Source organism: Campylobacter vicugnae (genome assembly GCF_002139875.1).
Classification (GTDB): Bacteria; Campylobacterota; Campylobacteria; order Campylobacterales; family Campylobacteraceae; genus Campylobacter; species Campylobacter vicugnae.
The window spans coordinates 602,976-615,695 of record NZ_CP018793.1; the positions used below are offsets into that span (position 1 = coordinate 602,976).

Annotated in this window: 15 protein-coding genes; 8 read left to right on the top strand and 7 right to left on the bottom strand. The window is 32.2% G+C overall.

Translation table 11 applies throughout. The features are described 5' to 3' along the window. Nucleotides 1-8: 8 nt before the first annotated feature. A complete protein-coding gene (locus tag CVIC12175_RS03135; protein WP_086302419.1) occupies nucleotides 9-689 on the bottom strand; it encodes a class I SAM-dependent methyltransferase in 681 nt (226 codons plus the stop codon). After that, a complete protein-coding gene (locus tag CVIC12175_RS03140) occupies nucleotides 686-1,855 on the bottom strand; it encodes an ATP-grasp domain-containing protein (RefSeq protein ID WP_180380649.1) in 1,170 nt (389 codons plus the stop codon). Before CVIC12175_RS03140 ends, CVIC12175_RS03135 begins: the two co-directional genes overlap by 4 nt. Nucleotides 1,856-1,974: 119 nt before the next feature. On the opposite strand from CVIC12175_RS03140, the gene CVIC12175_RS03145 reads away from it, so the two are divergent. Beyond that, complete coding sequence (locus tag CVIC12175_RS03145; protein WP_086255371.1) at nucleotides 1,975-2,727, top strand: flagellin; 753 nt, start codon at nucleotides 1,975-1,977, stop codon at nucleotides 2,725-2,727. 24 nt (nucleotides 2,728-2,751) lie between these two features. Here the strand turns inward: CVIC12175_RS03145 and CVIC12175_RS03150 are convergent, their stop codons facing one another. From CVIC12175_RS03150 to CVIC12175_RS03170, 5 genes are all read right to left on the bottom strand, one after another. After that, entirely contained in the window at nucleotides 2,752-3,495 is a 744-nt protein-coding gene (locus CVIC12175_RS03150) for an ABC transporter ATP-binding protein (protein WP_086316022.1), read from the bottom strand. Further along, nucleotides 3,482-4,216, bottom strand: a complete 735-nt coding sequence (locus tag CVIC12175_RS03155) for an ABC transporter permease (RefSeq protein WP_086276316.1) — start codon at nucleotides 4,214-4,216, stop codon at nucleotides 3,482-3,484. The genes CVIC12175_RS03150 and CVIC12175_RS03155 overlap by 14 nt, the downstream gene beginning before the upstream one ends. After that, the gene (locus CVIC12175_RS03160) at nucleotides 4,213-5,130 is read right to left on the bottom strand and encodes an ABC transporter substrate-binding protein (RefSeq protein WP_086255370.1); all 918 of its coding nucleotides are present in this window, start codon (nucleotides 5,128-5,130) and stop codon (nucleotides 4,213-4,215) included. The genes CVIC12175_RS03155 and CVIC12175_RS03160 overlap by 4 nt, the downstream gene beginning before the upstream one ends. Nucleotides 5,131-5,191: 61 nt before the next feature. Next, nucleotides 5,192-6,253 carry an acyl-CoA dehydrogenase family protein gene (locus CVIC12175_RS03165; protein ID WP_086315854.1) on the bottom strand — a complete coding sequence of 354 codons (1,062 nt, stop codon included), beginning with the start codon at nucleotides 6,251-6,253 and terminating at the stop codon, nucleotides 5,192-5,194. 9 nt (nucleotides 6,254-6,262) lie between these two features. Next, on the bottom strand, nucleotides 6,263-6,793 hold the full coding sequence (locus tag CVIC12175_RS03170) for an OsmC family protein (RefSeq protein ID WP_086246624.1): 531 nt from the start codon (nucleotides 6,791-6,793) through the stop codon (nucleotides 6,263-6,265). Between the two features lie 228 nt (nucleotides 6,794-7,021). Between CVIC12175_RS03170 and CVIC12175_RS03175 the strand changes: the two genes are divergently transcribed. From CVIC12175_RS03175 to CVIC12175_RS03200, 7 genes are read left to right on the top strand one after another with little or no spacing between them, the layout of a single operon-like run. Further along, on the top strand, nucleotides 7,022-9,223 hold the full coding sequence (locus CVIC12175_RS03175) for an endonuclease MutS2 (protein ID WP_086302415.1): 2,202 nt from the start codon (nucleotides 7,022-7,024) through the stop codon (nucleotides 9,221-9,223). Between the two features lie 14 nt (nucleotides 9,224-9,237). Beyond that, nucleotides 9,238-9,510, top strand: a complete 273-nt coding sequence (locus tag CVIC12175_RS08640; RefSeq protein ID WP_236861089.1) for a hypothetical protein — start codon at nucleotides 9,238-9,240, stop codon at nucleotides 9,508-9,510. After that, the gene (locus CVIC12175_RS08645; protein WP_236861090.1) at nucleotides 9,491-9,835 is read left to right on the top strand and encodes a LysE family transporter; all 345 of its coding nucleotides are present in this window, start codon (nucleotides 9,491-9,493) and stop codon (nucleotides 9,833-9,835) included. Before CVIC12175_RS08640 ends, CVIC12175_RS08645 begins: the two co-directional genes overlap by 20 nt. Nucleotide 9,836: 1 nt before the next feature. Then, complete coding sequence (dapE, locus tag CVIC12175_RS03185; RefSeq protein ID WP_086302414.1) at nucleotides 9,837-10,943, top strand: succinyl-diaminopimelate desuccinylase; 1,107 nt, start codon at nucleotides 9,837-9,839, stop codon at nucleotides 10,941-10,943. 57 nt (nucleotides 10,944-11,000) lie between these two features. Continuing rightward, nucleotides 11,001-11,564, top strand: coding sequence for a molybdopterin-guanine dinucleotide biosynthesis protein B (locus tag CVIC12175_RS03190; protein ID WP_086255364.1), 564 nt, complete (start codon nucleotides 11,001-11,003; stop codon nucleotides 11,562-11,564). Nucleotide 11,565: 1 nt separating this feature from the next. Continuing rightward, the gene (locus CVIC12175_RS03195; protein ID WP_086255363.1) at nucleotides 11,566-12,399 is read left to right on the top strand and encodes a class 1 fructose-bisphosphatase; all 834 of its coding nucleotides are present in this window, start codon (nucleotides 11,566-11,568) and stop codon (nucleotides 12,397-12,399) included. Beyond that, nucleotides 12,392-12,715, top strand: coding sequence for a hypothetical protein (locus CVIC12175_RS03200; protein ID WP_086255362.1), 324 nt, complete (start codon nucleotides 12,392-12,394; stop codon nucleotides 12,713-12,715). Before CVIC12175_RS03195 ends, CVIC12175_RS03200 begins: the two co-directional genes overlap by 8 nt. The last annotated feature ends 5 nt before the right edge of the window (nucleotides 12,716-12,720 follow it).

Below are 12,720 nucleotides of genomic sequence, written 5' to 3' on the forward strand. Positions count from 1 at the left end.
TTATCCTTTTAAATTTTCTTAGCTTCTATTATGTGCCATGAATTTATTATTTTACCATTATTATTTGTAAATTTCTCACTATCAATGCTTATAATCTCTAGCCCAGCATCTTTATAAATAGCTTTTATATCATCTAAATTTGGTATATAATATAACATTCCTTTGTGACTTTGACGCTCTATTATAAATGTATCTTTTTCAATCTCTTTTCCATCGCCATATAGTGAGTCATCTTGTGCTCTCCAGTTAGCTATAACTTTACCGCCAGGTTTTAATACACTAGCAAACTGCTTAAATATATCACTTGTTACATAGTGTGCATTAGCAAGGGTTATCCCCCAGCAGATTACGCAGTCTAGCTCATCTTTTATTAGCTCGTTTAATTTTTTGTTTTGATTATTTTGATATAGCTCGCATTTGATATTATACTTTTGACATCTTTGTTGGGCTACATCTAGTACTGAGTGGTTATAATCTACGCCAATTATATGCTCTAGTCCAGCTCTAGCCATCATTTCAAGGTGTCTTCCATCTCCACATCCAAAATCCAAGACACTTTTAAATTTCTTACGATTAGCATATATATAGCGAGTTAAATACTCATTAGGATATAGTAGCATTCCACTACTTACATGTTTTCCCCATAGTTCATAGGCATATTCTTGAGCTTTTATTACTTCTTGATTCATCTTTTAATCCTTTTAAAATTTGATATTAGTTTATGAGCGTTATTTATACACTCTTCTTTAGAGTTAGCTTCTATAATGGCATAGCCTCTATCCATTATGGTAGAGCTATCTATAACTTTTGGTAGTGTTGAATTAATTTCGCACCTATAATCTATAATCCCTAAGCTATCTTTAAGCAAGTCAAAATCAGCTGCTATCCAGTCGCCTTCAAAATCAAAATAGCGCATTATTGTATTTTTTCTAAATTTTGGCTTGAAGTTATATGGTAGATTTAAGCTTTTATTTATCCACTCTTTTGTAGGATTTATACCAGTTGTAATCTCTATAAATTTACTTAGATAATGCCCGCTTGGGCGAGTAGATAGCTCTATGATAAATGCTCTATTATCTTTGGTTATTATATCAGCGTGTAATAAACAATTATCTATATTTAATTTGGTTATTATATTTTGGATATAGCTACTTATAGATGGAATTTCATCTATGCTAATATACCCTATAGCCTGTCTATATGGGAGCGTGGTTAATAGCTTTTGTCTTGATAAGATATGATGAAATTCGCCATTGATAATAACAGCATCAATCCCATACTCTAAGCCATCTATAAACTCTTCGATTAAAAAATCCATTTTAGTAAATTTAATATTTTTAGCGATATTTTTGAGCTCATCAAGATTAGATATAACCATCGTATCTTTGCTACCACTGCCAAATCTTGGCTTGATTATTAGTGGAAATTTAAGCTTATTGTGATTTAAATTTGGATCAAATATATCAAATTTTATATCTCTTAAAGAGCCTAACCCCCCCCCATTATCTGCTAAAGCGCTAGCAAATTTGAGCTTATCAGTACAAATATCTGCCATTTTATAACTAAAACCATTTAGATTATAATAGTCATTTAAAGCGCCAATAGTGATTAGATAGCGACCAATTGGTACTGGCAATATTATATCTAGAGTTATATTTTCTTTAGATAAGGTTTGTATGATATTGCTTGGGTTGATGATATCTATATTATAAGATATATCCGCTTCTTTCAACCCTGGTGCTTTAGGATTAGCATCAAAGGCTATAACTTTTAAACCAAGAGCTTTAGCGTGTTTAATTGCTATAATGCTTTCGCTACTTGCACCAATGATTAAAGCTATTTTATTTTGATTCATTATTTACCTTTAAATTTGCTAAATTATAGCTTAGGGTTACTAAATTTTACTATAAATAAAATAATATTTAAGCATAAATAAGATAAAATCTATCATAGGACTTTTATAAGGAGTATGAGATGAAGATAGATAACTACTCAAATAGTATGCAAAACTACTATCTAAACAACGCTCAAAATAGCGCTAATAAAGCTTTAGATAATATATCGGCTAATCGCGCAATTAGTGGAAGTGATAGTGCTAATATGGTAATTGCCAATGCACTTTTAAGTGATGCAAATGCAATTTCTCAAGGCGTTAGTAATGCAAATGACGCAATTGGTGTGTTGCAGATTGCTGATGGAGCATTGCAAAATTTAACAGATAGTGCAGATAGATTAAATGAGCTATCGATTCGCTCAACTAGTTTGGCAATGGATGATAACTCAAGAGCTGCTATTAAGAGTGAAGCCCAAGCACTTAAAACATCTATGCAAGATACTTTAAACTCAACTAGCTTTAATGGTAATAATATCTTTGGCTCAACTCTAAATTTTCAAACTGGAAGCTCTGAGACTACTATTTCATTAAATGCTCCAAACATTAGCTCAATTGATATAGATTCTCAAGAGAGTATAGCAGCCTTTAGAGATGGTATAAATGCGATGCGTGGAGATATAGGTAGTACTCAGCAAGGACTACTTAGTGATATTAATGCTAGTATTACAGCAGCAAATTCAGCCAGATCTAGTGAGTCGCAACTACAAAATAATGATGTAGTTAAAAATCTAAGCGATTTAAATAAGGCAGATCTGCTTCTAAATAGCACAACTCTAACTGCTGCTCACAATATGACTTTACTAGCTCAACAAGTATCAACTCTGTTAAGATAATAAAGATAGCCAAATTTGGCTATCTTAAATCATATATTCTATATTCTCTACTTGTCCGTTTATTAGCTTATATATAGTGGATTTAAGCTCAAAATACTTTGGAGTATTTGGAGTAAATTTAGGATTTTGTAGCTCTTTGATTATTTTTCCAGCATGTAAAATCACAATCTTATCACCTAAAAGTATAGCCTCATCGATATCGTGAGTTACAAATATGGCTTGTTTATTTTGCATTAGGGCTTTTAGCTCACTTTGTAAATTGGCCCTTACTACTGGATCTAAAGCACTAAAAGGCTCATCTAAAAATAGCACCTTTGGATCTAAGCTTAAAGCTCTAGCAATCGCAACTCTTTGAGATTGACCGCCGCTTAGGCTATTTGGATATAAGTTCATTTTATCTTTTAACCCTACTAGACTTAGATATTTTTTAGCTATTTCATCTATTAGTTTTTTATCCTTTAAGCCAGAACACTTTAGAGCAAATTTGATATTATCAAGTGCAGTAAGCCATGGCATTAAGCAGTAGTGTTGCATTATTATCTGACGCTCTTTGGAGTTTGGAATTTGAGATTTAAAGCTCTCGTTATCAAATTTAATCTCACCACTATCAAAGCTTTCAAGAGAGCTTAAAATTTTCAATATTGTGCTTTTGCCGCTTCCGCTAGAGCCTAAAAGTACGCAAAACTCACCATCATTAATCTTTAAATTTATATCATCTAAAACGCAAATATCACCAAATGATTTTCTAAGATTTTTAATTTCTATCATAGCCATATCTCCTTGATACTACTTTTTCTATATATCCAAATATAGTATTAATTATCATACCAATGATACCTATAGTGATAATTGTAGCTATTAATATATCTATTCTTAATTGATTTCTACTATCGATAATCATATATCCAAGTCCAGTTTGAGCTCCTAACATTTCTCCTACGACTAAATTTATCCAAGCAAGAGCTGCGGCTAATTTAAGGCTAGATATAAGAGATAAAAAACTAGATGGTATGATAACTCCGGTGAAAATTTGCAATTTAGAAGCACCGAAATTTTTAGCTACTAATATTAGTTGGCTAGGTAGATCTTTTATGGCTTTTGTAGATAATAATACCATAGGGAAAAATACTGAATATGCTATAATAAATATAGTTGGTAAATCTCCAATTCCAAATATTATTAAGATAATTGGTACCCATGCAATTGGCGAGATAGGACGCAAAATATTAAATAGCGGATCAAATGCTTGAGCAAATTTTGGATTATAACCAAAGATAAAACCAATTATAACCCCAAAAATAACACCCAAAATAAGCCCAATACCATATCTATATAGCGAATCTATAATTCCAATTTGTAAGCTATTATTATCTATTATTAGCCTAAATGCGTCTAAAACCTGCATAGGCGATGGAATTAGCTCAGAGCTAAATATATGCCATATTAATATAACAAAAGCTAAAACTATACTTTGATAAATATATTTCATACTTGCTCCACTAAATAACTATCTATATCTAAATTTCTCAACCCATCATTTGCTAAATTTTGAGATATTAAGAACTCTTTTAGATCTATTAGATCTTCTTTATTTATCTTTAAATCGCTATATGATACGATTTTTTCACTAATGATTTTATTTATAATATCTGCATCTTGAGCCAAAATTTTTGATCCTATAGTAGCAGCTTCACTATGGTTTTTTTCTATAAAATTTGCTGCTAATTTAAATGCGTTAGTTAGCTGATTTGCTACTTTGGAATTTGCTAGCTCGTTAGAATAATTAAGTAAGCAGCATATATGATTTGGCACTACATCTTTGCTTAAAATTAGATTAACAGCACCTCTTTTTACGGCTAATTGTCCAAATGGCTCAGCTACTATATATGCATCTACTTTATTTGTCAAAAGTGCAAATGGCATTTCAGTAGGAGCCATATCAACTAAATTAACCTTAATATTATACTTAGTTAAAAGATGATGAAGTATATAATAATGGCTAGAAAATCTAGATGGAATTGCTATATTTTTGCCATTTAACTCTTTTATACTTTTTATCTTTTTGTTTGCTACTAATGCTGAGCCATTTTTATGTGCTGCCATAATTGCTTTTATATCTACACCGCTACCTTTTAGCATTAATCCTAATGGAGCTAGTAAAAAAGCAGCATCTATAGCTTTTGCTCTTAAAGCCTCACTTAAATCTGCCCAGTTAGAAAATTTAATTGGAGTTATTGTAAATTCATCACTGCTAAATATATCCTTAGCTATGATTATTAAATGATCGCAAATTGGTAAATAGCCTATCTTTATACCTTTTTTAAATTTAGGATTTGCCAAGCTTTTAGTAGTGCTTAGAGCCAAAAAACCAGCCAAAAATCCAAGAGCATATCTTCTATCCATATCTTCTCCTTTTATTTATTAATTTTATTAATAACACTATAAAAATACTAAAATATATTAATTATATTGCTTGTTTGCTCTTCCATGATTTTATACATCCTCTGCCAGCTTTGACTTCGCTTATCTCTTTTAAAAGATGCTTGATACTTGGAGTAACTATTAGCACAAAATTACCCTCTTTTTGAAGGCGTGCTACTTTTGAGCTTTCTAAATATCCTCTAGCGCCGCTAAATAGCACTGCTGCTGATGTAGTCTTTTGTGTTAAATTTGAGCCTAAAAGTCTAGTTTCTAAAATATCTAAAGGATTTATATTATCAATATTTTTGGCTAAATTTTGAACTAAATTTAAAAGAGATATATACTCATTTTGCAAACTTTTAAAATCAAAATTTAAATATGAGTTGATATCAGCATGACTTGCGTTTGATTTATTTATCTCTTCAAGACTAGCTTTGATAATTCCAGCTGCTATGCCAGTTTGCAATAGAATAAATCCTGGCGTTATACGCACTAAATACTCATAGATATTTTGGCTTAAAATATCATTGTTGCTTAAGAAATAATTCTTTATCACTACGCTTTTTGTAGCTGAACCCTCTAGAGCTGAGTATTTAATAGATGATTTTAGTCTAGCATTATCTCCAACTCTTATAACGCCCATTACTGGCGTATTATCATCATCTAAGGCTATAGCTCCAAAAACGCTATCTTCGCTAATATTTGATACCCATGGTAGATTGCCATTAATGATATATCCGCCTTCTACTTTTGTAGCTTTTAGATGATTTTTCTCAATTCCAGCAAATGCTTTCATAGGATTAGAAAGCGCTGTACCACCTAGAATTTGACCGCTATAAAGCTTTGGTAGTAGCTCGTTTTTTAGCTCTGTATTGTCGCTATTTATAAGGTAGTAGATAATAGCAAATTGGCACCACATGCAAAATCCACTTGTACCGCAAATTTTAGAGATCTTAGCTATATTTTCTATGGCTTGATATAGATCTGCTCTAGATTGTAGTGCAGCAAAATCGCCATTTTGAGCTATCTGTTTTAAGATCTCTTTAGGATATATTCCCTCTTTATCTATTAAGTGTGCTAATTTTGCTAATTTTTGTAGTGCCATTTTTTATCCTTATTTAGCTTCTAAATTTACCTGTCTAAGCAGAGTATTTGCTACTGGTGAATATTTTAGAGCGTGAGCGATTAGAGCATTTTTTCTCTCTTCGTCTGCATTGCTTTCTAGTATTACATTTACTCTTACATCTGTAAAACCAAGTGGTTTATCGCTTAAATCGCCTGTTCCCCATACTGCAGTGATATTTAGATCACCTTCAAGCTCAACTTCAAGTTTTGTAATAACTATATTTTGAGCTATTGCATTAGCGTGAATTCCTACAGCTATACAACTTCCAAGTGCTGCAAGAACAGCCTCGCTAGGATTTGGTGCAGTATCATCGCCTAAAAGTGTAGGTGGCTCATCTACTATATATGCTGGTAGATTTCTTATATAGTTAGCGTGGCGAAATTTACCCTCAGCCACTGTACGACATTTTAGAGTTTTAATAACATCTGGATTTTCTTTTCCAGCTTTGATTAGAGCCTCTAGACCTGCTTTATCTATCGGATCTAATCTTGTACATGAATTTATAGCGCAGTTTGCCATTTTTATCTCCTTATTAAAATATAGTAAAAAGATATATTAATCTTTTAATGTGAGAATTATATCAATAAAATAGGTATTTGTCAATATAAAGTAATTTAATATATTTTTAAATTTATTAAATTTAGATTTAAATTTGCTAAGTTAAATTTAATTCAAATTCCCATAAAATGGATAGATTTAAGGCAAAATTAGTATAATTGAGCTTTAAATTAATTTTTGTAGGATTTTATGGAAGAACTATTTAAAAAACTAGATTTAAATGAATATTTAAGTGCTTATAATGAATTTTTATCTCGCCCTAAGCCGCTTTTTATAAGTGGAGATAGCAAGGCAAATTATGAAAAAATAGAAGAGATTTCACAAATTAATATAAAAAGCCCAAAAGAGATAGCAAATTTAGATGATGCATTGATGAGATTATCAAAACAGGCTGTTTTGCATATTAGTGAAATATATGAATTTAGTAAGATTATAGAGTATTTTAAATATCTAAAAGCTCAAAATTTCGCCCCTAAAATGCGTGGATATCTAGATAAGATTGAAATTCCAGCAAGTATAGAGCAAATTGATCAATATTTTGATGAAAATGGTGAGTTTAAAGAGAGTATTGATGAGCGTTTAGTATCTATAAATGAGGCCTACAAAAATAAAAAACGCCAAATAGATGAGAGTTTAAAAAAATTAATTTATACAAAAAGCCTTAGCCCATACTTAGTAGATACTCAAATTCACTATATAAATTCCAATGAAGCTTTGCTAGTTCGTGGAGGGTTTAATCACGCTTTAAAAGGTACAGTAATTGGTAGAAGTAGTGGTGGATATTTTTATATTTTGCCTGATATTGTAAGTAATTTAAAGACCCAGCAAAGCGATTTACTAGATAAAAAAGAGGAGATTTTATACGAACATGCTAAGATAATTAGCTCAATTTTTAGTAAAAATTTACCATTTTTGAAATTTATAAACTCAGCTTTTGACTATATAGATAGCTTAATCTCTAGGGTTAGCTTTGCTAAGAGTAGGGACTATAATTTTGTGCTTGCTAACTCTAGTAAGGATATAATTTTAAGCCAGTTTGCCCACCCAGCGCTAAAAAATCCCAAAAGAGTTAGTGTAGATTTTCGTGGTAAAATTTTGCTAATAACTGGTGTAAATGCCGGTGGTAAAAGTATGCTTTTAAAGAGCATAATGAGTGCAGCATTGCTAGCTAAGTATCTTTTACCAATGAGTATAAATAGTGATAAATCCAGCATAGGTAGTTTTAAAGAATTTGAAGCCATTATAGAAGATCCGCAAAACTCTAAAAACGATATATCAACCTTTGCTGGTAGAATGATTGGATTTAGTAGAGTTTTGGGTAAAAAGCAGATATTAATTGGCGTTGATGAGATTGAGCTAGGAACTGATTTTGAAGAGGCTGCAAGCTTATATAGTATTTTGCTTACTTCGATGATGAAAAATGATGTCAAAATGGTTATAACTACTCATCACAAACGCCTTGCTATGTTACTTGCTAAAAATAGTGAAGTTGAGCTTTTAGCAGCTTTATATGATGAGCAAAACTCAAGACCAAAGTATGAGTTTTTAAAAGGAATAATTGGCAAAAGTTATGCATTTGAGACTGCTAGTAGATATGGAATTCCAGACAATCTTGTAGCTAGTGCTAAAAGTGCATATGGTGATGATAAAGAGAATTTAAATGAGATGATCTCAAAAGCGATAAATTTAGAATTAGAGTTAAAATTAAAACTTGATAATCTAAAAGAAAAAGAGCTAAAATTAGATCTACTCTTAAAAGATGCCAAAGAGGCAAAAGTAAAAGCTGATGATATGCTAAGAGCAAGATTAAATGCGTTAGAAACTGAGTTTTATAAAGCTATTAATGAGGCAAAAAGAGGTATAAATCTAAAAGATACAAAAGATAAACAAAGAAGCCTAAATAATGCAAATTCTATGGCAAAAGCGATTCAAAAACCAAATATTATAAGCGAGCCACCAAAATTAAAAGTAGGCGATAGAGTAAAATATGATAAGATAAAAGGCGTAGTAGTAAGCATTAGTAAAAATGATGCTACTATAGATAGCAATGGAGTTAGCTTTAGAGTGCCTATTGCTTTGCTTAAAATCATTAGCGAGGCTCCTTTAAATAGTCAAAATAAGATAAATGTAAGCGTAGCTAGACCAGTAAGTGCTAGCGTGATGATTGACTTACATGGACTACGCGCAGAAGAGGCGATAGATAGATTAGATAAGTTTATATCAGATAGTTTATTAGCTGGATTTGATGAGGTTTTAATTAAGCATGGAATTGGTACTGGTAAGCTAGCATATGCTGTAAAAGAGTTTTTAAAATCACATCCAAGCGTAAAAGCATTTAAAGATGGTACGCCAAGCGAAGGTGGATTTGGCTCAAAAGTTGTGAAATTATAGCTAAGAGGTTTATAATGCAAGGATTTATAGAGGGATTAGCCTTAGGATTTGGTGCAGCAGTGCCAATTGGTCCAGTTAATGTGCTTATAATGAGCTATGCGTTAGTAAAATTTAGACTTGGTCTTGGGGTTGGACTAGGTGCGATGGCTGTAGATATGGGATATCTATTTGGGATTAGTTTTGGTGTTTTGAAATTTAGCCAAAATGAGCTTTTAACTCAAATTCTAGCTATTTTTGGATCGATTTTTTTTATTTTATATTGCTTATTTGACATTTTTTGGAGCTAAAAATTTAGCTACGCAAAAAAGTGGGCTTAATGGTTCATTTTGGAGCTGCTTTGTTAAGGGTGCTTTAATGAATTTAGTAAATCCATATATAATTGGTTTTTGGCTCTCTGTTAGTGGGATTGTAGCACTTTTGCCAAGTGCTATTATGGGACTTGCTGGGCTATTTGTAAGCATTGCTAGTTGGGTTTTATTTTTATCATTTATAGTTAGTCGCTCCAAAAAATTTATAGGAGCTAAAGCACAAATAGCATTTGCTTATATCTCGGCAATTTTGATGGTAGGATTTGCTATTATGCTGATATTTAATACATTTTTAAAGGGTTAAAATGGAAGTTATAGAACTTTTAAAAGAGTTACTTAAATTTAGAAGTATTACACCAGATGATGATGGTGCGATGAATTATATCACGCTATTTATGAATGAATTTGATGCAAAGCTTTTAGAAGTTAATGGGGTGAAAAATCTCATTCTTACTAAGAAATTTGGCGATGGAGCGCATTTGTGCTTTGCTGGTCATATAGATGTGGTGCCTCCAGGGCAGGGGTGGAGTAGTGATCCATTTGAGCCAGTTGATAAAGATGGATATATCTATGCTCGTGGAACTCAAGATATGAAAAGCGGAGTAGCCGCAATGCTTCAAGCTTGTAAGGATGCAAGTAGTTTTGATGGAACTTTAAGCCTTATCATTACAAGTGACGAAGAGGGCGATGGAATTTATGGGACAAAAGAGGCTTTAAAATATCTTCAAGAAATAGGTGAGTTACCTGAGTTTGCCGTAGTAGCCGAACCGACATCTTTTAATAAAATAGGTGATATGATTAAGATTGGTCGTCGCGGTTCTATAAATGGTGTAATTACTATTAAAGGCGTTCAAGGACACGCAGCTTATCCATCTAAATGCATAAATCCAATCCATCAAGCAAGTGCTGTGTTGGCTAATTTTGCTGGATACGATATGGATGCTGGAAGTAGATATTTTGACCCTTCAAAAATTGTAATTACTGATATTCGTGGCGGTATGGAGGTGTGTAATGTAACTCCAAATGAGCTTAAGATAATGTTTAATATTAGAAACTCAGACCTAACAAGCTATGAAGATGTTAAGCAGTATTGTGAGCATATATTTAATGGGCTTGATTATGAGCTAACTCTTAAGGAGAGTTCAAAGCCATTTTTGACTGATGAGAACTCAAAAATTGCTTTAAATTTAAAATCTAGCATAGAGAGAATTTGCGGTCTTACTCCTGAGTTTAGCACTACTGGAGGGACAAGCGATGCAAGATATTTTGCTGCTTTTGGCGTGCCAGTTGTTGAGTGTGGAGTTGTAAATGATAGAATTCACGCTGTTGATGAAAGAGTAGGCGTGAGCGAAGTAGAGACGCTTTATAGGGTATTTAGTGATTTAATTAGCAATTTTAATAGCGTTAATTGATTTCATTTTTTAAGATTGTTTTGGCTAAAATTATGAGTAAATTCAAAAGGAAATATCATTAAAAGATTAGCTGTAGCCTTTAGTGGGGCTAGTGGAAGTGGTAAGACAACATTGATATCAAAGGTAGCAAAGGAGCTTATAAGTCGTGGATTTAAGGTTGCTATAACTAAGCACGACCCAGGAGATAAGGCTAAATTTGATTATGAAGGTAAAGATAGCTATATTTATAGTAGTATAGGTGCAGATGTAGCAGTAGTTAGTCCAAATAGAACATCAATCTTTTTAAAAAATGGGATTTTTGGGGGTAAAGATAGGATTAATTCAGTTGCTCATAATAGCAAAAGCGAGAAATTTGAGCCAAATTTGGAGAAATTTGAGAGCGAGATGGCAAATTTAGCAAGTCATTTTGGTGAGTTTGATTATTTAATAATTGAAGGGTTAAAGAGCTTAAAACTTCCTAGAATTACAGTTTTTAGAGATGAGATTATAGAGGAGTTTATCCCATTTAGTAATGCATTTGCTACAAATATAACAGAGTTTAGCACTAATAGGGATAAATTTGACCTAGATGATATAGATAAAATCATAAACTGGATAGATAAAAATGCAAAAAGGGTATAAAATGCAAGAGATTATAAAAGCAGTACAAGATATAGCTATAAAGATTAGTGAGGTTTTAAAGTATGGTGATTTAGGCTATGCGACAAGTTCAAATGCTACTGGAGATACTCAATTAAAGCTTGATATCTTAAGCGATGAGATAATAGAAAATAGATTAAAAGAGTTAAAATGCGTAAATTCTATTATCAGCGAAGAAAAAGAGTCCCCACTATCAATAGATAAAGATGGTGAGTATATTATTGCTTATGATCCTCTTGATGGAAGTAGCTTAGTAGATGTTAATTTTGCTGTTGGGTCTATATTTGGAATTTATAAGGGTGCTTTAGATGCTAAAAATCTAGTAGCTGCTATTTATACAGTATATGGTCCAAGAGTTGAGATGGTGGTGTGCGAAGATAAACCAGAGTTATTTAGACTTGATAGAGCTGGTGAGTTTAAATTTATTAAAACTTTACAGTTAAAAGAAAAGGGTAAATTAAATGCAACTGGTGGAACGCAAAAAGGTTGGAGTGATTCACATAGATCTATGATAAAATCATTATTTGATGATGGATATAGACTTAGATATAGTGGTGCAATGGTAAGCGATTTACATCAAGTATTACTAAAAGGCGGCGGGTTATTTAGTTATCCAGCTACGCCAGATGCGCCAAATGGTAAGCTTAGGCTTGCTTTTGAGGTTTTACCATTTGCTTATATATATGAAAAAGCAGGTGGCGCTACAACTAATGGGGTAAATTCAAGTTTATTAGATATTAAAATTGAGCAGACTCATCAGACTACTCCTTGCTATTTTGGTTCTAAATTTGAGATTGATAGAGTAAGAAATGGCTGAGATTAGCGATTTTGTTGGGATTGATGAGAGCGAACTAAATTCCAAAAAAGCCTCTTTAGATAGTTGCATTGCTCAAAACTCATCTGGGGATAACTGCTCAAAATGCCAAAGGGTATTTGGTTGTGATAAAATTAAAGAGTTTGTAATATTGCAATTTGATATTGCTATAGCTAAGCTTAAACAGTGTCAAGAGGCAAATAATATAAGTAGCTGTATGAATTGTAGCGAGTTTTTTGAGTGCAAGATACGAAGCGGATATGTAAATGCAACCTATGAAAAGATGAATGAAGGCCGTGGCGGTCAATTTGATTTTTAGTAAAT